The sequence below is a fragment of the Streptomyces sp. NPDC046915 genome, assembly GCF_040644935.1.
Taxonomy (GTDB): Bacteria; Actinomycetota; Actinomycetes; order Streptomycetales; family Streptomycetaceae; genus Streptomyces.
This window is the reverse complement of sequence record NZ_JBEYXB010000003.1, coordinates 323,023-348,405: the sequence shown is the minus strand read 5'-3', so window position 1 is coordinate 348,405 and position 25,383 is coordinate 323,023. Positions and strand designations below refer to the sequence as shown.

Annotated in this window: 23 protein-coding genes; 9 read left to right on the top strand and 14 right to left on the bottom strand. The window is 71.6% G+C overall.

Annotated features, from left to right (window positions below; all coding sequences use genetic code 11):
* The first annotated feature begins 92 nt into the window (after positions 1 to 92).
* Together ABZ915_RS09750 and ABZ915_RS09745 are read left to right on the top strand one after the other, a co-directional pair.
* Positions 93 to 1,478, top strand: a complete 1,386-nt coding sequence (locus ABZ915_RS09750; RefSeq protein WP_361798628.1) for an MFS transporter — start codon at positions 93 to 95, stop codon at positions 1,476 to 1,478.
* Positions 1,479 to 1,599: 121 nt separating this feature from the next.
* On the top strand, positions 1,600 to 2,571 hold the full coding sequence (locus ABZ915_RS09745; RefSeq protein WP_361798625.1) for an intradiol ring-cleavage dioxygenase: 972 nt from the start codon (positions 1,600 to 1,602) through the stop codon (positions 2,569 to 2,571).
* Positions 2,572 to 2,952: 381 nt separating this feature from the next.
* Here ABZ915_RS09745 and ABZ915_RS09740 read toward each other — a convergent pair whose 3' ends face one another.
* Complete coding sequence (locus ABZ915_RS09740; protein WP_361799468.1) at positions 2,953 to 3,588, bottom strand: hypothetical protein; 636 nt, start codon at positions 3,586 to 3,588, stop codon at positions 2,953 to 2,955.
* A gap of 279 nt (positions 3,589 to 3,867) precedes the next feature.
* On the opposite strand from ABZ915_RS09740, the gene ABZ915_RS09735 reads away from it, so the two are divergent.
* A complete protein-coding gene (locus tag ABZ915_RS09735) occupies positions 3,868 to 5,115 on the top strand; it encodes a polysaccharide lyase family 1 protein (RefSeq protein ID WP_361799466.1) in 1,248 nt (415 codons plus the stop codon).
* A gap of 111 nt (positions 5,116 to 5,226) precedes the next feature.
* On the opposite strand, the gene ABZ915_RS09730 is transcribed toward ABZ915_RS09735, so the two are convergent.
* The 3 genes from ABZ915_RS09730 to ABZ915_RS09720 all read right to left on the bottom strand — a co-directional run bounded on the left by ABZ915_RS09730 (position 5,227) and on the right by ABZ915_RS09720 (position 7,682).
* Positions 5,227 to 6,111, bottom strand: a complete 885-nt coding sequence (locus ABZ915_RS09730; RefSeq protein WP_361798622.1) for a hypothetical protein — start codon at positions 6,109 to 6,111, stop codon at positions 5,227 to 5,229.
* 14 nt (positions 6,112 to 6,125) lie between these two features.
* Positions 6,126 to 6,986, bottom strand: a complete 861-nt coding sequence (locus tag ABZ915_RS09725) for a helix-turn-helix domain-containing protein (RefSeq protein WP_361798619.1) — start codon at positions 6,984 to 6,986, stop codon at positions 6,126 to 6,128.
* A 150-nt stretch (positions 6,987 to 7,136) separates the two neighbouring features.
* On the bottom strand, positions 7,137 to 7,682 hold the full coding sequence (locus ABZ915_RS09720) for an ATP-binding protein (protein ID WP_361798616.1): 546 nt from the start codon (positions 7,680 to 7,682) through the stop codon (positions 7,137 to 7,139).
* Between the two features lie 131 nt (positions 7,683 to 7,813).
* Here ABZ915_RS09720 and ABZ915_RS09715 point away from each other — a divergent pair, with 131 nt between their 5' ends.
* Both ABZ915_RS09715 and ABZ915_RS09710 read left to right on the top strand, forming a co-directional pair.
* Positions 7,814 to 8,689: a helix-turn-helix transcriptional regulator gene (locus ABZ915_RS09715; protein ID WP_361798613.1), complete on the top strand. Its 876-nt coding sequence runs from the start codon at positions 7,814 to 7,816 to the stop codon at positions 8,687 to 8,689.
* Positions 8,686 to 8,895, top strand: a complete 210-nt coding sequence (locus ABZ915_RS09710; RefSeq protein ID WP_361798610.1) for a DUF397 domain-containing protein — start codon at positions 8,686 to 8,688, stop codon at positions 8,893 to 8,895. Before ABZ915_RS09715 ends, ABZ915_RS09710 begins: the two co-directional genes overlap by 4 nt.
* A gap of 22 nt (positions 8,896 to 8,917) precedes the next feature.
* Here the strand turns inward: ABZ915_RS09710 and ABZ915_RS09705 are convergent, their stop codons facing one another.
* The 3 genes from ABZ915_RS09705 to ABZ915_RS09695 all read right to left on the bottom strand — a co-directional run bounded on the left by ABZ915_RS09705 (position 8,918) and on the right by ABZ915_RS09695 (position 11,118).
* Complete coding sequence (locus ABZ915_RS09705) at positions 8,918 to 9,352, bottom strand: hypothetical protein (protein ID WP_361798607.1); 435 nt, start codon at positions 9,350 to 9,352, stop codon at positions 8,918 to 8,920.
* 14 nt (positions 9,353 to 9,366) lie between these two features.
* Positions 9,367 to 10,287: a hypothetical protein gene (locus ABZ915_RS09700; protein ID WP_361798604.1), complete on the bottom strand. Its 921-nt coding sequence runs from the start codon at positions 10,285 to 10,287 to the stop codon at positions 9,367 to 9,369.
* A 102-nt stretch (positions 10,288 to 10,389) separates the two neighbouring features.
* Entirely contained in the window at positions 10,390 to 11,118 is a 729-nt protein-coding gene (locus ABZ915_RS09695) for a TetR/AcrR family transcriptional regulator (RefSeq protein ID WP_361798601.1), read from the bottom strand.
* Positions 11,119 to 11,162: 44 nt separating this feature from the next.
* Here ABZ915_RS09695 and ABZ915_RS09690 point away from each other — a divergent pair, with 44 nt between their 5' ends.
* Positions 11,163 to 12,662: an FAD-dependent monooxygenase gene (locus ABZ915_RS09690; RefSeq protein ID WP_361799463.1), complete on the top strand. Its 1,500-nt coding sequence runs from the start codon at positions 11,163 to 11,165 to the stop codon at positions 12,660 to 12,662.
* A 64-nt stretch (positions 12,663 to 12,726) separates the two neighbouring features.
* Here the strand turns inward: ABZ915_RS09690 and metG are convergent, their stop codons facing one another.
* From metG to ABZ915_RS09665, 5 genes are all read right to left on the bottom strand, one after another.
* Positions 12,727 to 14,343 (bottom strand): methionine--tRNA ligase, encoded by a 1,617-nt coding sequence (gene metG, locus ABZ915_RS09685; protein WP_361798598.1) that lies wholly within the window; start codon positions 14,341 to 14,343, stop codon positions 12,727 to 12,729.
* 107 nt (positions 14,344 to 14,450) lie between these two features.
* On the bottom strand, positions 14,451 to 16,247 hold the full coding sequence (locus ABZ915_RS09680; protein ID WP_361798595.1) for a VWA domain-containing protein: 1,797 nt from the start codon (positions 16,245 to 16,247) through the stop codon (positions 14,451 to 14,453).
* A gap of 92 nt (positions 16,248 to 16,339) precedes the next feature.
* On the bottom strand, positions 16,340 to 18,298 hold the full coding sequence (locus ABZ915_RS09675) for an FUSC family protein (protein ID WP_361798592.1): 1,959 nt from the start codon (positions 18,296 to 18,298) through the stop codon (positions 16,340 to 16,342).
* Positions 18,299 to 18,336: 38 nt separating this feature from the next.
* Positions 18,337 to 19,296 carry an endonuclease/exonuclease/phosphatase family protein gene (locus ABZ915_RS09670; protein WP_361798589.1) on the bottom strand — a complete coding sequence of 320 codons (960 nt, stop codon included), beginning with the start codon at positions 19,294 to 19,296 and terminating at the stop codon, positions 18,337 to 18,339.
* Positions 19,293 to 20,096: an alpha/beta hydrolase gene (locus ABZ915_RS09665; protein ID WP_361798586.1), complete on the bottom strand. Its 804-nt coding sequence runs from the start codon at positions 20,094 to 20,096 to the stop codon at positions 19,293 to 19,295. Before ABZ915_RS09665 ends, ABZ915_RS09670 begins: the two co-directional genes overlap by 4 nt.
* Before the next feature lie 98 nt (positions 20,097 to 20,194).
* Here ABZ915_RS09665 and ABZ915_RS09660 point away from each other — a divergent pair, with 98 nt between their 5' ends.
* Complete coding sequence (locus ABZ915_RS09660) at positions 20,195 to 21,544, top strand: PLP-dependent aminotransferase family protein (protein WP_361799460.1); 1,350 nt, start codon at positions 20,195 to 20,197, stop codon at positions 21,542 to 21,544.
* On the opposite strand, the gene ABZ915_RS09655 is transcribed toward ABZ915_RS09660, so the two are convergent.
* Positions 21,444 to 22,367, bottom strand: a complete 924-nt coding sequence (locus ABZ915_RS09655; protein WP_361798583.1) for a hypothetical protein — start codon at positions 22,365 to 22,367, stop codon at positions 21,444 to 21,446. The genes ABZ915_RS09660 and ABZ915_RS09655 overlap by 101 nt on opposite strands.
* Positions 22,368 to 22,475: 108 nt before the next feature.
* Positions 22,476 to 22,922 (bottom strand): hypothetical protein, encoded by a 447-nt coding sequence (locus tag ABZ915_RS09650; protein WP_361798580.1) that lies wholly within the window; start codon positions 22,920 to 22,922, stop codon positions 22,476 to 22,478.
* Positions 22,923 to 23,071: 149 nt separating this feature from the next.
* Here ABZ915_RS09650 and ABZ915_RS09645 point away from each other — a divergent pair, with 149 nt between their 5' ends.
* Both ABZ915_RS09645 and ABZ915_RS09640 read left to right on the top strand, forming a co-directional pair.
* Positions 23,072 to 24,229 (top strand): PP2C family protein-serine/threonine phosphatase, encoded by a 1,158-nt coding sequence (locus ABZ915_RS09645; protein ID WP_361798577.1) that lies wholly within the window; start codon positions 23,072 to 23,074, stop codon positions 24,227 to 24,229.
* An 88-nt stretch (positions 24,230 to 24,317) separates the two neighbouring features.
* Complete coding sequence (locus ABZ915_RS09640) at positions 24,318 to 25,382, top strand: hypothetical protein (RefSeq protein WP_361798574.1); 1,065 nt, start codon at positions 24,318 to 24,320, stop codon at positions 25,380 to 25,382.
* Position 25,383 lies beyond the last annotated feature (1 nt).

The window sequence follows — 25,383 nt, the reverse complement described above, 5'->3', positions numbered from 1 at the left end:
GCTCGCTGAAGCCGTCCGTTCACGTAACGTCTCCACCTACGTGATTGCTGTTCATGTACGTGTACGGCGAATGGGAGACAACGATGTCGACGATGTCGCAACCCTCCGGGGCCGGGGCCGGGGCCGGGGCCGAAGCCGAGGCCGGGGCCGAAGGCCGGGCGGCCGGCAAGTTCCTGCGCCGCATGATGCCGATCCTGGTCCTGATGCTCCTGGTCAACCAGCTGGACCGGACGAACGTCGGCTTCGTCCAGGACGAACTCCAGGCCGACGTGGGAGTCAGCGCCACCGCCTACGGCCTCGGCGCCGGCCTGTTCTTCATCGGGTACGCGCTGTTCGAGGTGCCGAGCAACATGCTCCTCGAACGCTTCGGCGCCCGCGTCTGGCTGACCCGCATCATGATCACGTGGGGTCTGGTCATCGTGGCGATGTGCTTCATCCACAGCGTGTCGATGTTCTACGTCCTGCGGTTCCTGCTGGGCGTCGCGGAGGCCGGCTTCTTCCCCGGCGCGATGCTCTACATCACCCAGTGGCTGCCCGACTCCGGCCGCGGCCGGGCGACCGCCGTCTTCCTCGGCGGTTCCGCCGCGGCCGGGGTGGTGACCGGGCCGGTCACCGGGGCCCTGCTGGAGCTGCACGGGGCGAGCGGGATCGCCGGCTGGCGCTGGATGTTCGGGCTCGAAGGCGCGTTCTCGGTGCTGGTCGGGATCATCGCCGGATTCTTCCTCGTCTCCCGGATCGAGGACGCCCGCTGGCTCACCCCCGAGGAGAAGCGGGCCCTGCGCGCCGCCGTCGCCAAGGACGAGGAGGCCCGCGCGCGGGCGCCGCGGACCTCGCGGCTCAGGCTGATCCTCCACCCGCAGGTCGCGCTGCTCACCGGTGTCTTCTTCGCGACGACGCTCACCGGCTACGCGATCACCTTCTGGCTGCCCAGCCTGATCGAGGAGATCGAGGGCCTGTCCTCCTTCCAGGTCGGCCTGCTCTCGGCCATCCCGGCGGTCTGCTCCATCATCGCCATGTACTCGATGAGCCACTTCACCGACCGCGCCCCGGACCGGCGGCCGTATCTGGCCATCGCCCTGGTCGTGTCGGCGGTGGGCACCCTGCTCGCCACGCTGGGCTCCCCCTGGTTCGGCCTCGCGGCCATCACGCTCGCGGGCGTCGGCGCCAAGTGCGGGGCCACGCTGTTCTGGCCGATGGCGCAGACGGGGCTTGACCTGAAGATCGCCGCGCCCGGACTCGCCGTCATCAACTCCATAGGAAACCTGGGCGGTTTCGTCTCGCCCTTCCTCTTCGGCTACCTCAAGGACACCACCGGAAGCACGACCGGCGGCCTCTACACGCTCTCCGCGGCCTCCCTGCTGGCGGTGGCCGGAGCCGCGTTCATCCGCCGCCGCGAGGGCTCGGCCGCGGCGGCCGAGCCCGGCTCCGGCGCACCGTCCGCGGTGGGGGGCCGGGTCGCGGCGGACGAGGCGGGGTGAGGCGGCGGAAACCGCGGGTGGCTCGGAACCGTCGCCGTTTCCGAGCCACTTTTGGACGAACACAGCGAACCACAGCTCTCACCCATGCTCCTGACAGCTTGCGTCCCTAACGTCCCGGCGCATGACAGACACCCCCCAACTCCCTGACATCGAACGAGACATGACCCGCCGTAGGGTCGTCGTCGCAGGTGGCGCGGCCGTGGCGGCCGTGGGCCTCGGCGGTGCCCTCGCGGTGGACGCGTTCGCGGACTCGGCGACCGGGACGACCGGTGCGACCGCCGCGAGCACGTCGGAGGCGTGCTACACGCTCACCTCGGAGCTGACCGAGGGCCCGTACTACATCGACGCCGACAAACTCCGCCAGGACGTCACCGAGGACCAGGAGGGCATCCCCCTGACCCTCACGCTCAAGGTGATCGACTCCGAGACCTGCAAGCCCGTCAGGAACGCGGCCGTCGACATCTGGCACTGTAACGCGGTGGGCATCTACTCGGGCTACGAGGAGATGGGCAGCGGCGGTGGCGGCCCGGCCCCCACGGGCGAGCCGCCGTCCGGCACCCCGACCGGCACCCCCACCGGCGAGCCCCCCACGGGCGGTCCGGGCGGAGGCGGCGGCGGACATGCGGAGCCGACGGACGACGACCGCTTCCTGCGCGGCACCTGGCACACCGACCGGCACGGCCACGTCACCTTCAAGACCGTCTTCCCCGGCTGGTACCAGGGCCGCTGCATCCACATCCATGTCAAGGTCCACGTGGACGGCGAGTGGACGGACGCCGGGTACGAGGGCGGGCACGCCTGCCACACCGGCCAGCTGTTCTTCGACGAGAAGTCGGTGCTGCTGACCACGACGGTGGCCCCGTACTCCACCAACACCACGACCCGCACGACCCTCGACGAGGACGGCATCTACCCGGACAACGGGCACGAGGGCGGCCTGCTCCACCTCAAGTACGACAGGAAGAACATCGCCCGTGGTGTGCGCGCCCATCTGACCCTGGGCGTCGACCCGAGCGCGACGAACGACGGCACGGGCGGTGGCGGCGGTCCCCAGCCCACCTCGTCGGCGTCACCTTCCGCTTCGGCGAGCTGACAGCTCACCGGAGGCGCACAGGGATCCCGATGGTGCGTCACAGCGACCTCCCTTGTCATGAGGGGTGACAAGGGAGGAAGCGACAGCCATGGGATTCAGGATCACGCGAAGGCGCCACCGCTCCGGCCTGGACGCGGAGGCGGAGGCCAACCACTGGCTCGTACGGCTCGGCGGAAGCCTGGCCCCGCCGGACGCCAGGACGTGGGCGACGGCGGACGAGCACGCGGGGCGGGCGCTGACGATCGCGGCGGAGTGCCACCGCACGGCCCGGGTCCAGTTGGCCGCCGCCCGCACGGCGGAGGAGTACGAACAGGTGACGCGGACGGCGCGCGAGGGCCTGCGGCACCTGCGAACGGCACGCCTGACCCTCGGCCCCGTACCTCAGTCCCCCGTCTCGTCCGGGGACGCGCCCTCCTCCAGCAGCCGCTCGGCGATGTCCGTCGACCAGGCCAGAGCCCAGGCGCGCAGCTCCGTGACCTCGTCCTCCGTCAGGCCGTACGCCGTGAACGCCGAGTCCGCGTAGTAGTCCATGCCCTCCAGACGGCTCTGGAGGGTGGGCAGGTCGAACTCGTCCCTGGCGTGGCGGCGGGCCAGTTCCTCCAGTTCGGGACGGGTGAAGCGGGCCGAGGCCGCCCTCGCGTCGATCAGGTCGACGGCGAGGCCGCGGTCGTAGAGGGCCCGGATCTTGGTGCCGACCGCGTCCTCCAGACACAGCGCCGGGCCGTAGGGGGTCGGGACGGGCGGGCTCCAGAAGGTTTCCTTGTGCAGGGCCAGGCCGGTGACCGGACCACCCGTCTGCGGGTCCGTGACGGACAGGTGGGCGGACAGCGGATCCGCGTCCCGGAGCGTCACCTCACGGCCCCGGGCGGCCAGCGCGCCGCCGAGGGCGCGGGCGATCCGGTCCATCGGCTCGGTGCTCTCCGTCGCCAGATCGACGTTCGCGTGCGGGCGTTCGAGCAGGTCGTGGGCCTGTAGGGCATAACCACCGGCCAGGGCCAACGGGACGACCGCGTCCATGGCGAAGACATCGGCGAGGAGGCGGAGGTGCGCTTCTGCTCCGGGCTGGGGAAGGTGCGGCAGGTTCACCCTGGAAAGTTTTCCCCAATGGCGGCAACCTTCCCGCCACCCATGACCACTGACGAGTCGTAAGCCGTCCCAGCACGTAAGGACTCTTCCGTGGCATCCCCCGTCGCATCCCCTTCGCAGCGCCCCTCCCACCGCCGGTCCCTCCGCACGCGGCGAGCCCTCGTCGTCTCCGCCGCCGCCGTGGTCGCCGGTGCCGGTGCCGGCTTCTTCGTGATGAACGCGAACGCCAGCGGCACCGACCTGTACCACCAGACGCTCGCCGCCAAGGACGGCTGGGCGTCCTCCGGGTCCGGTACGACCGGTGGGGCGAAGGCCGACTCCGCGCACACGTTCACCGTGTCCACCCGCGCGCAGCTCGTGAAGGCGCTGGGCTCCGCCTCCGACACCACGCCCCGGATCATCAAGGTCAGCGGGACCATCGACGCCAACACCGACGACTCGGGGAAGAGGCTGACCTGCGCGGACTACGCGTCGGGCACCGGCTACTCGCTCTCGGCCTACCTGAAGGCGTTCGACCCCGCCACCTACGGCCGCTCCAAGCTGCCCTCCGGTACGCAGGAGAAGGCCCGGTCCGCCGCCCAGACCAAGCAGGCCAAGAACGTCACCTTCAAGGTGCCGGCCAACACCACGATCGTCGGCGTGCCGGGCACCAAGGCGGGGATCACCGGCGGCATGCTCCAGATCCAGAGCGTGGACAACGTCATCGTCCGCAACCTCACCTTCTCCGCCACCGAGGACTGCTTCCCGCAGTGGGACCCGACCGACGGCGACGACGGCAACTGGAACTCGAACTACGACTCGGTCACCCTGCGCGGGGCGACCCACGTCTGGGCGGACCACAACACCTTCACCGACGCGCCCCACTTCGACAGCGCCAACCCGAAGTACTTCGGCCGCGAATACCAGATCCACGACGGATCCCTCGACATCACCAAGGGCTCGGACCTGGTGACCGTCGAGCGCAACCAGTTCACCAACCACGACAAGACCATGCTGATCGGCAGCAGCGACACCGACAGCACCGGCAAGCTGCACGTCTCCATCCACCACAACGTGTGGAAGGGCATCGTGCAGCGCGCGCCCCTGGCCCGCATCGGCCAGGTCCACATCTACAACAACCTCTACGACACCGCGACGGTCAACGGCTACGTCCTCCAGTACAGCATCAACTCCCGTGCCAAGGCGCAGGTCGTCGCCGAGGACAACTACTGGAAGATCCCCGCCGGCCAGAAGGTCTCCAAGCTGCTGAGCGGCGACGGCACGGGCTCGGTCGCGGGCGGCGGCAACCTCGTCAACGGCACGGCCACGGACCTGGTCGCCGCCTACAACTCCGCCTCGTCGAAGAAGATCAAGACAACCGTCAACTGGACGCCGACCCTCACGGCGGGCCTGGAGACCTCGGCGAAGAACCTGCCGACGTCGCTGGCTACGACGACGGGGGCCGGGGTGCTGTCGTAGGACAGCCATGAGAGGGCCGGGAACTGCCCAGTCCCGGCCCTCAGTAGACAGGGGTCCGTGCGGTGGAGGCCGGCCCGTGTACCGGGTCGGCCTCTCCGCCATGGTTCGGGGCTACTCGTCTTCGAAGATCGCTTCGGCTGTCGGGGCTGTGACGGCGCGCCGGTGCCAGTGGCGCAGGATCTCGGGGTCGCCACAGCCGGTGACGCGTTCCCGGACCGCTTCGGGGACGTCGATGCCGCGCACTTCCAGGATGTCCAGGACGTCCTCGGCGGCGCGACGCGCCTCGCCCTCGGCTCGGCCCTCGTCGCGGATTTCCTCGGAGAGGGGTGACTTGTAAAAGGAGAGGTCCACGGCCACCAGTTTCCTCCACAGCTGTGCGGCTGGGTGCTTGCCCAGGCCTTGTGCGATGAGTTCGATGATCGGGTTGGCGATGCTCTGTGGTGTGTCCCGCAGAACGGTCGTCATCGATTTGAGTATGACCCCGGCGTCCGGATGCGTGGCATGAGTGATCGCGGCCAGCGTGGCGAGGGCGAGATCCTTGCGGACTTCGGCCGGGTCGGTGATCACCGGCATGTTGTGTGGTCCCGCGACCAGCGGCCGCAGGGTCAGCAAGGGCCACTGTCGAGGACCGAAGCTGACCTCGCGCGCGGCCCATTCCGCCGTGGCGCGGTCCTGGCAGACGACCAGCAGTAACGGCTGCAGCCGGTACTTCGTGAGCAGGTACGAGGCGTAGTAGGCCCAGCTGGCGGGCTTGTCCGGGTCCTTCCCGCTCTGGGACTCGACCGCCAGGAGCAGTGGCTCGTCGTGCTCCGACTCCAGCCGCAGGAGGGTGTCCACGCGGCGTTCGACGGGGCTGGTCTCGGTGAGGTCGTTGGGCAGGACGGTGAAAGAGGTGGGCTGGGGGAAGTCGATGCCGAGTACTTCGGCCACTCCGGAGAAGAGGCCCGGATACTGCTGGAAGATGCGGTGCATCGCCTCGTGGGGCGAGCTGACCATTCGGTTCCTTGGTCTCAGCGGTGGGTGGGGGTCCGGCAGTCACCGCAGTTGTGTGGGTTGGGGCCCCGGTAGCCGCGGTCGCAGGTATCGCAGTTGCGGAGTGGGTGACGGACGGGCGGGGGTGGTTCGGGGGCGCGGAACGGCGGCAGGGGTGGGAGCTGGGCCGTGAGGCGGTGGGCCAGGAGGGCGGCCGGGCGGCGTAGGGGTTCCGCGGGCAGGTCGCTGGTCAGGGCGTGGCGTACGGCCGTGGGGGTGAGGTCCCGTTCCAGCCAGGCGGCTACGCCGGGGACAAGGTGCTCGGCGTCCGTGGCGGAGAGCAGCAGGCGCGGGTCCGTGCGGCGGAGGCCGGCGAGGACTTCGGTGGCCGTCTGGAGGAGGGCGGGGGAGGTGCACGCGGGCTTCGGTACGGCGGGGAGGGCGCGGGGGCGTGCGGGTTTTCGCTCCGGGGTGGTGGCTGCGCGGCGGGCCGGTGGCTTGGGTGTGTCGCGGCGGTGGCCCGGCTGGTTGCAGGAGACGGTGCGGGTGATGATCCGGCCGGTCTCCGTGCGTTCGCGGGTACGGCGCAAGTAGCCGTGGGCCTCCAGCTCGCGCAGGGCGGAGGCGATCCGGGTCGGGCCCTCGGGGAAGCGGGCGGCGAGGGTCTTGATGTCGACGCGGGCGCCGGTGGGCAGCGACTGGATGTGGCAGGCCAGGCCGATTGCCAGCAGCGACAGGTCCGGGTGCTGCGTGAGGTGGTTGCCGATCACCGCGAAGCGGGTGGCGTGGCGGAAGTTGTCGTGGATGACGCCGCCGGGGTGCGCGTTCGCGCGAGGGTGGTTCTTCTCGCTGAGACGGGGCTGGGCGTGCGGGAGCACGCTAGTGTTTTGGTTATCCATCGGGAAGGTTGTTGCTTCCTTGGTGGTCAGGCCCTCGCAGTGGGATGCCAGTCCCGGCGAGGGCCGTCGTGTGTCTCGGGTTGTGCTGTGTCGTGTTGCGCTGAGCGTAAGGCAGACAACCCATCACGAATCCAGCCGAGTTGGTGATGTTCACTCGCGAGAGTGAGCGTGTGCCGTGGGCGGGAGGGGTGGGGCTTGGCGTGGTTTCTTTCCCTCTCGTGTTCCTTGGGGAAGACCGCCGACGGCACCGGAGCACACGGGGTCGGGCTCCGGTGGCAGGTCGAGTTCGGCCCAGACGGTCTTGCGGGGGACAGGGCCCAGCTTCACGCCCCAGCGGTCGGCGAGGGCGTCGACGAGGAGGAGGCCGCGGCCTGACTCTGCGTCGGGGGTGGGCGGGCGGTGGTGGGGGAGGTTGTCGCCGCGGGTGTCCGTGACCTCGATGCGGAGGGTCGCGTGGCGGGCCAGGAGGGCGAGGCGGAAGTCGCGTCCGGGGAGCCGGCCGTGGGTGGCGGCGTTGGTGGCCAGTTCGGCGACGAGGTGTTCGGCGGCCTCGGTTACGCGGCGGGGCAGGTCGCGGGTGCGCAGCCACTCCGTGGCGAGGAGGCGGGCGAGGCGGGCGCCGCGTGGTGTGGGGGACAGCAGGACGCTGAAGTGGTCCTTGGGTGAGCGAAGTTGGGTGGACTTTTCCTGGTTCACGTCACTGACCGTGGCGGTGCGTGCTTACCGTGAACAGTGACAGCACTGATACGTAGGGTGACCGTCCGAGGCTTCTTGGCTGTTGTCCGGGCTGTCGGAACTGGGCCTACGGGGACGACGGAGGGTGCGGCATGTCGGTGGACGGCGAGGCGCGGCGGCTCAGGAGCGAGGCTGACGAGCCGGGGTGGGAGGTGGATCCGGACGACGAGTGGGGCGTGGCCGTCATCACCACCGTGGGGCGGCAGTTGAGGCTGCGGCGGGAGGCGGTGGGGATGCGGGCCGCCGACTTCGCCACGGCGGTCGGGTACGGGGAGGACCTGGTCTACAAGGTCGAGGGTGGGAAGCGGATTCCTCGGCAGGAGTACTTGGACAAGGCCGACGAGGTGTTGGGCGCGGGTGGATTGATTGCGGCGGCTTGGGAGGACGTGAAGAAGGTCCGGTACCCGAAGAACGTTCGGGAACTGGGGAAGCTGGAGGGCAGGGCGGTCGAGATCGCCCTGTACGAGTGCCACATCATCCCTGGGCTGTTGCAGACCGCGGAGCACGCGCGATCCGTGATCGGGGCAGCGCAGCCGCCGTACTCGCCGGACGATGTGGAAAGGATGGTGGCCGCTCGTCTGGCCCGGCAGTCGGTCTTCGAACGCTCGCCGGCACCGGCGCTCAGCTTCGTCCTGGAAGAAGGGGTCCTGCGGCGTCCTATCGGAGGCAGAATGGTGTGGCGTCAGCAGCTTGAACGTCTGCTGGAGACAGGGCGGTTGCACAACGTCGTGCTTCAGGTGATGCCGATGGACTGCGACACCCATTCCGGCCTGGACGGGCGGATCGAATTGTTGAAGTTCCCGGACGGTACGGCCGTCGGCCGCTCGGACGGCGCGTTCAACGCCCGGCCGACCTCCGACCCCAAACAACTGCGCATCCTTGAGCTGCGGTATGGCACCATCCGGGCTCAGGCGCTCTCGCCGAAGGAGTCGCTGGCCCTTATTGAGCAACTGCTGGGAGACACATGATCCGCAAGACCACTGCCGGGGACACCTCCGAGCTGGCGTGGTTCAAGAGCAGTTACAGCGGCGGCAACGACGGCAACTCCTGCGTCGAACTGGCCGTCACCCCCGGCACCGTCCACGTCCGCGACTCCAAGCACGCCGCAGGCCCCCGGCTCGCGCTGGCGCCGGAGGCCTGGGCGGACTTCGTCACGTACGCCTCAGGAAGCTGAAGCGGCTCGGGGGCAGCTCACTTCAGGGGGTAGGAGCGAAGATTCCCTCCGCCGTGTCGACCGTGATGGCGCGGTCGAGGTAGCGAGTGAGGGCGTCCGGGTCCGGACACACGTAGAGGGGGCGGAAGACCTCCTTGGGGAGCGCGATGTCACGCGCCTCCAGGACCCGCAGGACCGCTGCGGCCCACGCCGCGGTGTATCCGGCGGTGTATCCGGCGGTGTGTCCCCGGACCCAGTCCTCGTCCTCGTGTTCGTTCTCGGGCTGCTTGGCCACCGTGGCCCGGACGCGGGCCATCTCCTGGAGAGGGAGGGAGCCCTGTTGTCTCAGCTCCTCCAGCCCGAATCGGAAGTCGCCCACGATGCGCTCCGGCGGGATGCCCAAGTCCATGCATGCCAAGGTGAACCAGAGCAGGTCGTGCAGGTTCGATGAATCGTCGAGATCGAGATCGTCGGTCACGATCGCCTCCTGGCTCAGGCTTCGGCCTGGTCCGCGGTGGGTCCTGACTCCTCGGCGAAGAGCTCGTCGACGCTCTCCACATGCGGCGTCCGGTCCAGCCAGCGGTTGAGGAGGTCGAGGTCGGTGCAGTCGGCGATGCGGTCCCGTGCCTCCTCGGGGACGGAGACGCCCCGTGCTTCGAGGAAGCGAAGGATGGCCTTGGCCTCGCCCTTGGCCTCGCCCTTGGCCTCGCCTTCCAGGTACGTCTGCTCGAAGAGGGTTCCCCGGCCGGGGAAGTAGGTGGCGATCATTTTCTGAAGCCCTTTCCATGTCTCCCTGGCTGGAGTGTTCTCCAGGCCGATTTCCACGAACTCGCACCAGTATTTCGCTGTGGCCTTGTCGAAGAACCGGATCCCGCCGGCCAGCATGTTCAGTATGGCGGGGTGGTTCTCGCTCTCGCAGTGCACGATGGCAGAGATCGTCGCCAGCGCCGGATTCTCGGTGACCATCGACACGTCGGTGATCTCCGGAACGTTGTGCGGACCCAGGACGAACGGGCGCGTCACCTGGGTGGCCCAGGGGCCGACGCGGCTTTCGAACGGCCCTGTCGCCCACTTCGCGGTCCGCTTGCTGTGGCAGACCGCGACCAGCAGCACCGGGAGTCCGAACTTCGCATGCAGGTACGCGACGTAGTACGCCCAGCTGATTCCTTTGCCCGGGACTGGTTCGGTCTGTTTCTCGACGGCGACCACGAACCGGTCTCCCTCGGACGGCTCGACCTTCAGCACGGTGTCCACACGGCGTTCCATGGGACGGATCTCCGTGGCGTCGGGGGACATCGCCTCGATGATCGATTTTGCCGGAGGCGGCAGTCCCAGTGCCTCGAAGACGGGGGCGAGGACCTCGGGATGCTCCTGGAAGATCCGATGTGAGGCCTCGTGTGTCGATGTGACCATGGGAGCAATCTCGACGATCACGAGGCGCGCTGTCCGGGTGACGAGGAGCATTCACCCGTTCGAGATACGAATGAACGTTTTTGTGTACCGGGGTGCCACGCGCTACCGGTGTGCGAGGCCGTCCAGCATCAGGGTGAGGGTGAAGTCGAAGCGGTCGTGGCCCTCGCCGGCGGTGAGTTCGGGGGCGTGGCGGGTGGTGTGGGGGAAGGTTTCGGGGGGCAGGGCGGTGAGGCGGCGTAGTAGTTCGTCGCGGTCGTGGACCCAGACGGCGTCGTCGTCCGCTGAGCGGCGGCGCGCGATCGATACTTCGAGGCAGTAGGCGGCCACGTACAGCAGGAGGGCGTCGATGGCCCAGGCGGCGGCCTGGGGGGCGGCGCCGCCGGTGAGCACGATCGCCAGCATTCCCTCGCTGACGCGCACGGTCTCCAGGTTGGTGGGGGCCATGGCGAGCGCGGCGCGGGAGATGCCGGGGTATTTCAGGTACTGGTCGCGTATCTGGGCGCACACGCCGCGGAGCTGTTCCCGCCAGGCCGCGGGGTCGGGCTCGGGGAGTACGAGTTCGGCGCACAGCCGCCCGATGAGCAGCTCGTCGAGGTCGGCCTTGTTGACCACGTGGGCGTAGAGCGAGGCGGGTCCGGTGTCGAGTGCGCCGGCCAGTCGGCGCATGGTCAGAGCTTCGTAACCCTCTGTGGCGATGACGCCCAGCGCGGTGTCGACGACCTGCTCCACGGTGATCGGGGCCTTGCGGCGCCGCGGCCTGGGGGCGGCCTTGGCGTCGGTGTCGGGGCTCGGCGGCTGGTGGCGCGCCGCGCGTCGCTCTCTCGGGTTCACCTGACCACTATAACTTGACACGAACAGTGTTCGTACATAGAACACTGTTCGTGCATAGCGATGAGAAGTGCGATGTGGACGTGACCGTGGTCGGGGCCGGGCCCGTGGGCCTTCTGCTCGCCGCTGAGCTGGCGCTCTCCGGGGCGGCGGTGCAGATACTCGAGCGGCGGGCCGAGCCGGACGAGGCGATGAAGGCGCAGTCGATCAACGTGCCGACCGCCGAGGCACTCGACCGCCGAGGACTGTTGCCCAGTGGCGGCGGGCGAGTGGGCGATGCTCGGCTCACCGGACATGTCGCGGGGATGGTCCTCGACCCCGACCTCGTGGACTGGTCCGATCCCGACTTCGCCGCGCACGCCGCGGTCGGCGGGGCGCGGATGCTGCCGCAGCCCCAGCTGGAGAAGCTGTTGGCCGACCACGTCGCGCGACTTGGCGTCCCGGTGCGGCGCGGGGTGGAGGTCACCGCGCTCGAAGACACCGGCGACGGTGTGCTCGTCGGCACCACCGCCGATACGGTACGCACCCGGTGGCTGGTCGGGTGCGACGGCGGGCACAGCACCGTGCGCCGCCTCGCGGGCATCGGCTTCCCCGGCACCGACCCCGAACTCACCGGCTACCAGGCGGTCGCCGACATCGCCGACCCCTCGGTGCTCGCGGACGGATGGACATGGTCGAGCCGGGGGGCGTACCGCTACGGGCCACAGCCCGGCCGGGTGGCCACCCTGGAGTTCGGCGGTCCTCCCGCCGACCGGTCGGCGCCGGTCACCCTCGAAGAGGTGCAGAGCAGTCTGCGCCGGGTCTCGGGCACCGATGTCACGCTGACCGCGCTGCGCGCCATCCCGACCCGCTGGACCGACAACGCCCGCCAGGCGGCGGCCTACCGGTCGGGGCGGGTGCTCCTGGCCGGTGACGCCGCGCACGTGCACCCGCCCTTCGGCGGCCAGGGGCTCAACCTGGGGGCCGGCGACGCGATGAACCTCGGCTGGAAGCTCGGTGCCGTGATCGCCGGGTGGGCACCCGAAGGGCTGCTCGACACCTACGACGCCGAGCGCCGTCCCCTCGGCGCCTGGGTGCTGGACTGGACTCGGGCCCAGATCGGGGTGCTGCGCGGGGACGCCAAGTCGGCCGCGCTCCGGGAGGTCGTCGCCGATCTGCTGAGCACCCGGGACGGCACGACGTACGCGGTCAAGAAGATCTCCGGTGTCACACAGCGCATCGACCTGCCCGGCGACCATCCGCTGGTCGGCCGGTTCGTCCCCGACCTGTGGCTGGGGGACGGCTCCCGGCTGGCCGACCACGGTCACGGCGGCGGGTTCCTGCTGCTCGACCGCACTCCGGACGGCGCGTTCGCCCGCCGCGCCGCGGCCTGGGCCGGGCGGGTGAGCGGCGTGACCGATGGCCATGCGACGCCGACCGGGGTGCTGGTACGTCCGGACGGGGTGGTCGCCTGGGCGTCCGACAGCGCCGACACCGCCGCTGTCACCGGTCTCGAAGCCGCCTTGCACCGGTGGGCCGGCGCGCCTTCGCCCTCACCGGTGGGCTGAACCCCGCGCGAAAAGGCCCGGAAACGAGTCGTTTCCGGGCCTCTGCGTGTGCACGGCGTACGCCCTACTCGTTCGGCTTCTCCTCGAGGCGCGGGAAGAGGACCGCGCCCTTCGTGACCGTGGAGCCCGCCGGGAGCTTGCCCCACTCGCCGGCCTCCTGGACCAGCTGGGCCGGGAGGGCGCCCAGGGAGGCATCGGCGCCGAGGGAGTCCCAGAGCTTCTGGGAGGTCTCCGGCATGACCGGGTTGAGCAGGACGGCGATCGCGCGGAGCGCCTCCGCGGCGGTGTAGAGGATCGTGGCGAGGCGGGCCTGGCCCTCGTCGCTCGTGTCCTTGGCGACCTTCCACGGCTCCTGCTCGGTGAGGTAGCCGTTGACCTGCTTGACGAATTCGAAGACGGCCAGGATGCCGCCCTGGAAGTCCAGCTCCTCGCCGATCTTCCGGTCGGCCTCCGCCACGGCCTTGGCCAGGCCCTCGTGGACGGCCTTCTCCGCCTCGCCGACGGCCGTCGCCTCGGGCAGCGCGCCGCCGAAGTACTTGCCGACCATCGCGGCGACCCGGGAGGCCAGGTTGCCGTAGTCGTTCGCCAGCTCGCTCGTGTAACGGGCGGAGAAGTCCTCCCACGAGAACGAGCCGTCCTGGCCGAAGGCGATGGCGCGCAGGAAGTACCAGCGGTAGGCGTCCACGCCGAAGTGCGTGGTCAGGTCCTGCGGCTTGATGCCGGTCAGGTTCGACTTCGACATCTTCTCGCCGCCGACCATCAGCCAGCCGTTCGCGGCGATCTTGCCGGGCAGGGGCAGGCCCTGGGCCATCAGCATCGCCGGCCAGATCACCGCGTGGAAGCGGAGGATGTCCTTGCCGACCAGGTGGACGTCGGCCGGGAAGGTGGAGTCGAACTTCTCCTGGTTCTCGTTGTAGCCGACCGCCGTGGCGTAGTTCAGCAGCGCGTCGAACCACACGTAGATCACGTGCTTGTCGTCCCAGGGGACCGGGATGCCCCAGTCGAAGGTCGAGCGGGAGATGGAGAGGTCCTGGAGGCCCCCGCGGACGAAGTTCACGACCTCGTTGCGCGCGGACTCGGGCTGGATGAAGTCCGGATTGGCCTCGTAGTGGGCGAGGACCCGGTCGGTGTACTCGCTCAGCTTGAAGAAGTAGTTCTCCTCGCTGAGGATCTCCACCGGCGTCTTGTGGATGGGGCACAGCTTCTGGCCCGCGTACTCGCCCTCGCCGTCGAGCAGCTCGCCCGGGAGCTTGTACTCCTCGCAGCCCACGCAGTACGGGCCCTCGTAGCCGCCCTTGTAGATCTCGCCCTTGTCGTACAGGTCCTGCACGAACTCCTGGACGCGGTCGGTGTGCCGCTTCTGCGTGGTGCGGATGAAGTCGTCGTTCGCGATCTCCAGGTGCTCCCAGAGGGGCTCCCAGGACTCGGTGACGAGCTTGTCGGCCCACGCCTGGGGCGTGAACCCGTTCGCCTCGGCCGTGCGCATGATCTTCTGACCGTGCTCGTCCGTGCCGGTGAGGTACCACACCTTCTCGCCGCGCTGACGGTGCCAGCGGGTGAGCACGTCGCCTGCGACGGTCGTATAGGCGTGGCCCAGGTGAGGAGCGTCGTTGACGTAGTAGATGGGGGTCGTGACGTAGTACGTCTTCGCCCCCTGCTTCTCGGATCCAGTGGCCGCCATAAGTCGAAATCCTACTGGCCCGCTGAACATGGGCTCACATGCGTTTCGGGGGGTGGACCTGTGGCGCGGGGCCACTGGTCCACCCCCCGAAGGGATCGGCGGCGGGTTTACGGCCGCCAGGCCGCCAGGACGCCCTCGTAGAGCTCGGTGTCCGTGAGCTCGCGCGGGGTCGGGCCCGCGTGGAAGAAGGACGCGTTGTCGGTCTTCAGTTTGCGGAGGTAGTCGAACGCCTTGTTGTCGTGCTCACCGAAGGCGACGAACGAGAAGAAGACGCCGGGGTGGGTCTTCGCGGCCTCGGTGAGGGACTGGGTGGCGGGGGTCTTGGCGTCGGGGGCGCCGTCCGTCTGGAAGATCACCAGGGCGGGGGCGGTGGGGTCGGGGGTCTTGTCGTGCAGGGCGAGTACGGCTTCGACGGCGGCGTGGTAGCTGGTGCGGCCCATGCGGCCGAGCCCTGCGTGCAGGTCGTCGATCTTGTTCTCGTGGGTGGTGAGGGTGAGCTCGCCGGTGCCGTCCAGCTCCGTGGAGAAGAACACGACCGGGACCGTGGCCTCGGGGTCGAGGTGGGCGGCGAGGGCGAGGGTCTGCTCGGCGAGGGCCTGGGCGGAGCCGTCCTTGTAGTACGGGCGCATGCTCGCGGAGCGGTCGAGGACGAGGTAGAGCCTTGCTCGGGTGCCGGTGAGGTCGGAGTTCTTGAGGGTGGCTGTGGCTGCCTTGTAGGCGGTGAGGAGGCCGGGGGCGCGGGTCTTTACCTGGGCGAGGGTGGTGGCGGGGCCCTGTGAGGGTTCGGGCTCGGGCTCGGGGGTCGCCTCGGTAGCGGCCACGGCCTCGGCCTCCGGCTGTACCTCGGTCTCAGCCACCGGCTCGGTGACTGCTTCCGCCTGGGGCGCCGGCTTGGTGGCTGCTTCCGTTACGAGCTCCGGCTCGGCGGTCGCCTCGGTGGCGGCCTCGGCTTCGCCTTCGGCCGGGTTGTTCCCACCCGCAGCACCCGTGCTGGTTTCGTGGTCGGGTGTGGGTGGCCCCTGTGGGGTGTCCTCGCCGTCGGCGGCTGCGGGCTGCGGTTCCGGCGTGGACTCCGCCACGGCCTCCGGCTGTACCTCGGTCTCAGCCTCCGGCTCGGTGGCTGCTTCCGCCGCGGGCTCGGGCTCGGGGGTCGCCTCGGCTTCGCCTTCGGCCGGGTTGTTCCCACCCGCAGCACCCGTGCTGGTTTCGTGGTCGGGTGTGGGTGGCCCCTGTGGGGTGTCCTCGCCGTCGGCGGCTGCGGGCTGCGGTTCCGGCGTGGACTCCGCCACGGCCTCCGGCTCTGCCACGGCCTCCGGCTCCGGCTCCGGCTCCGCGGTCGCTTCCGCTACGGGCTCGGCCTGGACCTCGGTCTCGACCTCGGCGGCTGCTTCCGCCACGGGCTCGGCTTCGGCCTCCGGCTCCGGTTCAGCCTCCGGCTCGGCCTTGGCCTCCGGCTCCACGTCGGCGGTGGCCTCCGGCTCCGGCTCGGCCACAGGCTCGGCCTTGGCCTCCGGTTCCGCCTCGGGCTCGGGGGTGGGCTCCGGCTCCACATCGGCGGTGACCGTCGGTTCGGCCTCGGCCACGGGTTCGGGCGTGGCCGCCGGCTCCGCCTCGGCCTTCGCCTCCGGAGTGGGTTCCGTGGGCCTCAGGGTGATTTCGGCTTCGGTGGGGGTGGACGGGTGGGGGACCGTCACTTTGTCGAAGGCTGCGGAGACGAGGTCGTGTTCCGTTGCCTGCTCCTCGGGGGAGGAGGGGCGGGGCTCGGGGATCCGGGCCGTGGGTTCGGGCTGCGGGGCCGGGGCGACCGGCTGGGGCGAAGGCGTGCTGTCCGCACCCTCTGCTTCGGCGGTACGCCCCTTGCGTGACCGGCCGAACGCGTTCCGCAGGAGAGTGAGAATGCCCATGTGCGCAACCCTTCACTGAGTTGATGCCCGTCGATCCCTGGCCAGGACGGACACGTAAGGTTAGCGGCCCCCGGTGGTGATCTTGGGGTGGGTCAGTGTGGTGAGGCGATCGTCCGGGCCGCCGCCACTTCCTGGCGCAGCGGTTCGAGGACGCTGCCCGACGGGCCCGTGAGGTCGGTGCGGACGGCGATCAGGGACTCGGCATGGCGGACACCGTCCGAGAGTTCTGTCAACTGCATGGCCACCTGGGCCACTTCGGCCGAGGACGGCGGAGCCGCGCCGTGCCGCACGCGGACGCGGGCCGCTGTCGTCGCGTCGACGATGCGTTCCACGGCGACGACCAGCGGCCACCAGGCGGCGGCGCGGCGGCCGGTGGGCGGCGGTTCGGTCAGGGCGCGCTGGAATTCCGTACGGATGGCGGAGAGGTCGCGGTAGAGGCGGCGGCGCATGCGGGCGCGGGATGCCGGGTCGGCCGTCGTCTCCGTGGCTTCGCCGAACGCCGCCTCCACGTAGCGGGCCGTGTCCGCGACCGCGTTCGCCAGGCGGTCGCCCACGCGCGTGTGCCAGCTCTCCGGCCAGAGGAGGTAGCCGGCGATCAGGGCGATGGCGCAGCCCAGCAGGGAGTCCATCAGGCGGGGCAGGAGCAGGGCCGTGCCCTGGTGGTTCAGGATGTCGGAGAGGAGGAGGATCACCGGGGTGATCGCCGCGGTCTGGTAGCCGTAGCCGCGGGGGGTCAGGGCCGGGATCAGCGGGGCCAGGATCAGCATCACCAGGACGTCCCACCAGCCCCTGGGCACCTCCGCCAGGACCGCCGCCGCGATCACCAGGCCCGCCACCGTGCCGAGGGCGCGCAGCAGGGCGCGGGAGAAGACCGAGCCGAAGTCGGGCTTGAGGACGAAGGTGATGGTGAGGGCGATCCAGTAGGAGCGGGGCACGGGGATGAGGGAGACCAGGGCCTGCGCGATGCCGATGCACAGGGCCAGGCGCAGGCCGTAGCGCCAGGAGTGGGCGGAGAGGACGACGTTGCGGGCCGCCCGCGCGGTGCGGACGCCGAGGGCGGCGGGGCGGCCGAGCCGGTCGTCGATGCCGCGCGGGTCCACGTCGGGGGAGGTGACGACCTCGGCCGCGTGGCGCAGGGCGTGGTCGACGGCGCGGCCGGTCTCGGTGGTGGGGGTGGGGAGGGGGGCTGGGTTTATCGGGCCCGTGTAGCCGGTTTCGACGGCGTGGGCCAGGTGGCGGATCGTCTTGGGGACCTCGGGCGGGAGCGGGCGGCCCGCCAGGTGGGCCGCGGGGGCCGCCTCCACCACCGGGGTGATCGCGTTCAACTGGGCCAGCAGCCGGGTGAGTTCGCGGCTGCGGCCGTGATGGCGGGCGCGGTGGGAGAGGACGAGGTCGTAGGACTGGTTCAGGGACTGGGTCACGGCGTGACGGGCGGCGTCGTACTCCGACGTGCGGTCGGTGCCGCTCGCCGCGAGCAGGGCGGCCACGGTCCGGTAGGTGGCCGCCACCGCCGTCCGTTCCGGCACTCCGGACCGCAGTGGCCAGGCCAGCAGGGTGAGCAGGAGGACCAGCAGGCCGCCGCCGGTCATCAGGGCGGGCGCCAGCCACCAGGGGCCGGGGAGGGGGAGGCCCGCGCCGATGACCGCGTTCAGGAGGAGCAGCAGGCCCGACACCGAGGCCACCGCGCCGATCGTGGAGATCATTCCGGAGAGGAGTGCGACGCCGGTGACGACGGCGACGGCGAGCCAGCCCCGGCCGTGGACGAGCGCGCCCAGGGTGACGCCGATCGCGCCGAAGAGCTGGGGGACAGCGATGTTGAGGAGCCGCATGCGGTAGGCGTCGGCGGTGTCGCCGATGACGCCGGACAGGGCGCCCATGGAGGCGAGCGCGCCGTACTGGGGGTGTCCGGTGGCGAGTCCGACGGCCAGGGGTGCCGACATCGCGGCGGCGGCGCGGGCCGCGGCGGGCAGGTTGACGGGGGCCCGGTGGGGCTGGAGGTTCCGCATCAGCCAGTCGGGGGGTGTGAGGCCGATGGGGAACTCTCGGGACATGCGCCCATTATGGCCGTCTCGCGCGGCCCCGAGCCGGGTCATTCGCGCTGGTGGAGGGTGAGGTCGGTGAGCAGCGCGCGGTGGTCGGTGCCGGTGAGCCCGAGGAAGCGGGCGCTGGTCGCGGAGAAGTCCGGGGAGACCAGGACGTGGTCGATCTGGGCGCCGAGGACCCGGGCGGTGCGGGCCGGCCAGCTGGGGGTGCGGTCGTCGCCGACGAGGCGGGCCGCGTCGCGCAGGCCGGTGTCGAGGATGCGGCGGAAGGCGGCGTGGTCCTGGGAGGCGTTGAAGTCGCCGGCGAGGACGGTGGGCGTCCGCCGGTCGGCGGCGGCGAAGTCGCGCAGCCGGCCCAGCTCGCGGTGCCAGGGGCCGAGCTGCCCGGGGAGCGGGGGCATGGGGTGGGCGAGCTGGAGCCGTACGGGGTGGCCGCGTACGTCGGCGACGGCGCCGGGCATGCCCATGGTGCCGGTGACGCCGTCGGTGCCCCGCAGCGGGTAGCGGCTGAGGATGAGGGAGCCCTTGGAGCCGTCCGCGACGACCGCCTGACGGTGGGGGTAGGTGTCGCCGAACTCCCGCGTGAGCGTGGCCTGACAGGTGCGATCGCACTCCTGTACGAATACCAGGGCGGGCTGGTAGCGGCGGACGGCGGGGACGAGGGAACCGGTTCCGCGGCCGAACTCGACGTTCGAGGTCAGCACCCGGAAGGAGGCCAGCGGCTGCCCGGAGGCGTCGCTGGTCTTGCCGTACGGCTCGATGAACCAGGCCAGCAGCCCGAGCAGGGCCAGCCCCCACACCAGGCCGGTCCACCACCGCGCGAGGAGCGCGAACAGCAGGGCCGTGCCGGTGGGGAGCAGCAGCCACGGCAGGAAGGCGAGCAGCTGGGTCACCGGTGTGATGCCGTCGGTGTCGGCGACCCGGCAGCCGACGACCACGCTCACGCCCGCGAACAGCAGCCCGGCGCACCAGGCGCCGAGCCGCCTGCGTCCGGGCTGGTTCGTCATTGGTCCGAGCGTACGAGTCCCCTGTCCACCCGCGCCAGGAACGCCCCCAGCGCCTCGTTGAACTCCTTCGGCCGTTCCAGGTTGGGCATGTGTGCCGCCCCCTCGATCACGTGCAGCGTCGAGTCGGGCAGGGCGGCGTGCATCGCCTCGGCGTCGGGGACCGGGGTGAAGGCGTCGTCGGCGCCGACGACCACGAGCGCGGGCACGCCGACCCGGGTCAGCAGCTCGCGGTAGTCGGGGCGTTCGGCCCGGCCGCGCAGGGCCGCCGCGGCGCCCTCGGGCGGGGTGGCCGTCATCATGCGGTGGACGTGGGCCTTGACCTCGGGTGCGGCGTACGGGGCGACCATCTTCTCCAGGACCTCGTCGGCGTACCCGCGCATGCCCTCCCGCAGCAGCCGGCCGGCCATGTCGCCCCGGGCCCGCCTGCCCTCGGCGGTCTCCGCCGCCGGGAAGGTGTCGGCGAGGACCAGGCCCCGTATCCGCTCGGGGAACTGCCGGTAGCAGTCCATGACGATCTGCCCGCCCATGGACAGCCCGGCGAGCACGAAGGACTCCACCTCCAGCTCGTCCAGCAGCTCGGCGATGTCCTGTGCGAACCGGGCGAGCGGGGTGGTGCCGGGGACGACGGGGGAGGCGCCGTAGCCGCGCAGGTCGGGGGCGATCACCCGGCGGGCGGCGGAGAAGGCCTCGGTCTGCGGGGCCCACATGGTGCGGTCGAAGGGGTGGCCGTGGACGAGGACGAGGGGGAGCCCGTGCGGAACTTCGGGGCCTTTGTCCTCGTATGCGAGGAAGGAGGTCATACCAGCGACCCTAGGTTGATCGATTACTCGGTGCAATAAGATCTTTGCTCTCGGTGCAATCCGACCGGCCCGTGGAACGAGGAGAGTTGACGAGAGTGGTGGACGACTTCCGGTACCTCGCCGACCGGATCGCCGAAGAGATAGCCGCCGGCCGGCTCCGGCCGGGGCAACGGCTGCTTCCGCAGCGGACGTTCGCCCGGCGGCGCGGGATCGCCGCCTCGACGGCGGGGCGCGTGTACGCCGAACTCGTGCGGCGCGGACTGGTGGTGGGCGAGGTCGGACGCGGCACCTTCGTGCGTGCCGGTACCGGCCCGGAGGCGGCCGGGCGGGCGCTCACGGAAGCGTCCGGCCCCGACCGCTCGGTCAACCTGGAGCTCAACTACCCCTCCGCGCCCGGCCAGTCGGAGATCCTCGCCCCCGCCCTGGCCGCCCTGCTCCGCCCGGACGCCCTCACCGAGGCGCTCCGCCCGGCCGCCGCCACCGGCCACGCCGCCGCCCGGGACGCGGTGGCCGCCCTGCTCGGCACCGGGGCCTGGTGCCCGGACCCCGGCGGGATCCTCTTCACCGGCAACGCCCGCCAGGCCATCGCCGCGACCCTCGCCTCCCTGGTCCGGCCCGGCGGCCGTGTCGGCGTCGAGCCGCTGACGTATCCGCTGGTCAAGGAGATGGCGGCCCGGCTGGGCATCACCCTGGTGCCGCTCGCGGCGGACGACCAGGGTCTCTGCCCGCGGTCCGTCGCCGCCGCCCACCGGACCGCTCCCCTGTCCGCCCTCTACGTCCAGCCGACCCTGCACAACCCGACCTCGGTGACCATGGGCACCGAGCGGCGCGGGCAACTCGCGGACGCCATGACGGACTTGAACCTGCCGGTCGTGGAGGACCGCATCTGGTCGTTCCTGCACCAGGGCACCGAACCCCCGCTCGCCGCCCTCGCCCCCGCCCTCACCCACCTCGTCGACGGCCTCTCCAAGCGCGTCGCGCCGGGCCTCACCGCCGGCTTCGCCGTCGTACCGCCGGACCGGGTCGGGGCGGTGGCCTCCGCGATCCGGTCCGGGGGCTGGAGCGCGGGCGCGTTCGCGCTGGAGGCGGCGGTGCGGTGGCTCGGGGACGGGACCGTGACGCGGCTGGTGGAAGCCAAGCGGGCGGACGCGGCACGACGGCAGCGGGTGGTCGCCGAGGAGCTCGCCGGATTCACCGTACGGTCCGACCCGCAGGCCTGTTTCGCCTGGTGGGAGCTGCCCCCGCGGTGGCGGGCGGACACCTTCACGGCCGCCGCGGCGGCCCGCGGGATCGCCGTCACACCGGGTACGGCCTTCTGTGTGGATCCGAGCCGTACGCCGGACGCGGTCAGGCTCGGGCTCGCGTCGGTGCCGGTGCCGGAACTGGCGCGGGCGCTGCGGACGCTCGCCGGCGTCGCTCGACGAGCGAGCCCCTCAGGAGCCGGGTGAGCCAGGTGGCCGCCGCCACCGTCAGGCCGCAGGCGAGCAGCAGCCAGGAGGCCGCGCGCAGGGTCTCGGTGAGGGCGTCGTAGACGGCGCCCGCCGCCGGCGGGGAGATGTCGGCGGGCAGGTCGGCGAGGGTGAGGCGGCGGCCGACGGTGAGGGCGAGGGCGAGCAGCGCGCCGCCCAGGGCCGTGCCGAGGGCGGTGGCGGTGACCGCGCGGCGGCGGCGGACGGCGAGGGCGATCCCGGCGGCGGCGAAGGCGACGGCCGCGACGGGAAGCCAGAAGCCGGCGACTTCGAGCACGTGGAACCCCTTTCGGAGCCGGCCCAGCTCCCGGGCCGGGAGGACGGTCACCGCGGTGTGCGCCACCGGGATGCGGGCGGCCAGCGGCACGTGGTCGTCGGTGAGTTGCCGTTTGACCAGGGCGGTGACGGGGGCGAGATCGACGGTGACCGGCTCGTCGCGCACGGCGCGTCCGTCGCGCAGCGCCCGGAGCACGGCCTCGTGGGTGGCCCGGTTGCCGGCGTCCCAGGCCAGCCGGAAGGCGTGCGTCCGGGTGAAGGAGCGCACCGCGTCGCGTACGAAGGGGCGGACGGCGCCGCGCACCGACCCGCCCACGTCGACCTCGCGCATGATGCCGTCCGCCACCGTGTCCGCGACCGCGTCACGCACGTCCGGGTCGGTGGCGAGCGGCGCCATGACGGTGACGTACCGGCCCGTGTCGGCGAGCCCGTACGACGCCCAGGCCCCCAGCGTGCCGGCGGGCACGAGGAGGCAGGACAGGGCGATCAGTACGGCCGACAGGGCGCTCCTGGGACGTGGGGGCACACTCCCAGGACACGGCCCGTAACCGGGGTGCGCGAGCCGGGTGGGTGCATTCGGGGGGACGCCGGGGGAATACAGGACACACGGCTGACACGCAGCCGGGTCCCCCGGTCACCTGACCCGGTGCCCGGCGGCGTCCTCGTGCGTGTAGTAGCGGTAGAAGATCACCATGAACAAGGGCACGGCGAGCGCCACCGCCAGCCCCGCGGACGCCAGCACGGTGTGGCCACGCCCGCTCAGGCTGTACAGGAAACCGAGCGCGCTGCCCCACAGGGCCGCCCACAAGAACGCGTGCACCTCGCGCTTCACGCGCGAGCCGAGGGCCTGCACGCCCATGTACAGGGCGAAGAACACGATCGCGGTCACGAAGCCGAACAGGATGTTCCAGCCGGTGACGGGTCCGCCGTAGCGGGTGTTGGCGGCGGCCCAGTACCCGTAGATCAGCGCGAGCACCAGCGGAAACGCCCACCTGGTGATCGCATGCGTCCGCTCGCTGAAGACATCGGGCGGGCCGCCGTACCGGGCCACCTCACCGGACGCGTGTGCCGCTTGAGCCATGAGAGCTCTCCTCTCTCTCCACGCCCCTGCCTTACAGGGCACACCCCAGGGGAACGCCCTGGCAAGCGGGAGGGAGGCACGGGTTCCCCGGATGCGGCCCACCCACTCCCGTGCTTCGCTGAGGGCATGAAGGGCTCGCACTGCTCACCGTGACCGAACGCGAGGACCTGCGCCGGCGGGAGCCCTTGCGGATCCGTGGCCGCAGCGTCGCCTGGGTGGTGCCGCTGCTGCTGCTCGTCCTGATCACGCTGGCCGACATCGGCACCGGCGCGAACATCCGGATCATCACCTGGATCGTCCTCGTGCCCGGGATCGCCGCCGCGCTCTGCGGGCTGTGGACCACGGCCGCGTTCGCCGTGCTCGCGGTCGTCGACTACGCGCTCGTGGACGGCGTCTGGTTCAACCAGTACAAGGTGGGCTGGCCCGACGCCGTCCTGGTCACCCTCGGCGGCATCCTCGCCACCCTGGCCTGCGCGGTCCGGCTGCGCGGCGAGCGGCGCATGCTGCACATGCGGGACATCGCCGAGACCACCCGCCGCACCGTGCTGCGCCCGCTGCCACCGGGCTGGGGCGGCCTCGAACACGCCGCCGCCTATCTGGCCGCCGACACCGAGGCCCGCGTCGGCGGCGACTTCTACGACATCCAGGCCGGCCCCAACGGCACCCGCGTGCTCCTCGGTGACGTGCAGGGCAAGGGGCTCGGCGCGGTGGAGGCGGCGGCCGCGCTGCTCGGCACCTTCCGGGAGATCGGCTATCACGCGCCCGGCCTGACGACGGTCGCCGCCCACCTCGAGGTGCGCATGGGCCGCCACCGCTTCCACAGCATCGCCCTGGGCCGCGACGACGGCGACCGGTTCGCCACCGCCGTGCTGATCGGCTTCCCCGTGGTGGACGACGGCACCGTCGAGGTCGTCAACTTCGGCCACGAACCCCCGCTCGCGGTCGGCCCCCACGGTGTACGGTCCCTGCCGGCCGGCGACCGCCTCCCGCTGGGCCTCGGCGGACTCGTCCCCGCCGCGGGCCCGCCGCTGCCCACCCGGGTGCCCCTCGCCCCGGGCGAGACCCTGCTGCTCACCACGGACGGTGTGACCGAGGCCCGCAACGGCCACGGCGTCTTCTACGACCTCGCCGGCCAGGTGGCCCGCGCCGCCGCCGCCGACCCGGGCGCCGTCCGGCCCCGCCGCCTGATCCGCCTGATCCGCGAGGGCGTGCTGCGGCACAGCGCCGGCCGTCTGGGGGACGACACCACGGTCTTCGCGGTACGGCGCATCGAAGGGGCCGTGCTGGGGGGACGTTTCCGGGCCTGACACCCACGTTCGCAGCCGCAGCGGTTACGGTGCTGTTCTGACCGATCACGGAGTGGACCGGTCGGCCTGACCGATCAAAGGGGGGACGATGCCCGGAACCGTGCTGCTGCTCGCGGCCTCACCGATGGGCAAGGGGCGCCTGGTGGACGCGGCCTCCGTGCTCCCCGTCCTGGCGGCCGTCGCCCCCGCCGTGCTGTCCGGCACCGACACCGCCAACGTGGTCGAACTCGCCGACCCGCTCGACCCGCAGGCCGTCCTCACCCGGCTGCGCGCCGCCGCGGCCGCCCCCGGCCCGCTGACCGTCTTCGTCACCGGCCAGCTCCAGCTCGACCGCCGCCAGCACCTGCCCCACCTGGCGCTGGCCCGCACCACCCCGGCTTCCGTCCGCTACACGGCCCTGCCCTGGCACTGGATCCGCGAGGAGCTGCGGCTGCGCCCCACCGGCGAGACCACCCTGGTCGTCGACCTGCACGCGGACGCCGAGACCTGGGAACACCTGCACGGCACACCCCTGGACTCCGGCCGGAACAACGCCGTCTTCGGCCGGGTCGCACCCCCGCCGACCCGCCGCCAGGTGGCCGCGCCGACGTACATGAAGGCGGTGGCGACACTGCTGCGCAGCGGTTCGCGTCCCCCGCTGGAGCGGTTGCACGAGCAGGCGCTGGCCCGGATCGCCGACGAGAGCGCCCACCGCGACCTGGTGCTGACGGCCACCGGACGGCTCGGGGCAGCCGATCCGCATGCCGAGATCAGCGCCGCCGTCCAGGCCGGGCGGCACACCGAGGCCGACGCCCTGGCCGCGCGCCACGAGGAGGCCGCCGCGCGCGCCTACGGGCCCGGCTCCACGGACGCGCTGCACTGGGCGGAGGTCCGCGCGGACCTGGCGATGTTCGCGGGCGACCCGGTGCGCAGCTGCCGTACCTGGCTGGCCGTCGCCTCGGCCCGGCTGGCCGCCGGGCAGGCGCCGGACGCGCCCGCCGTGGAGGCGGCCGTGGACCGCGCCCACCATCAGTGGGGGTGCATCGACGACACGGCGCGGGCCCGTGAACTCGGGCCCGCGCTCGCGGAGTTGCGGCTCAGGGTGCCGGGGCGCAGACAGGGCGCGCTGGACCATGTCCAGCAGCAGCTGCGGCAGCTCCAGACCCAGGCTTGAG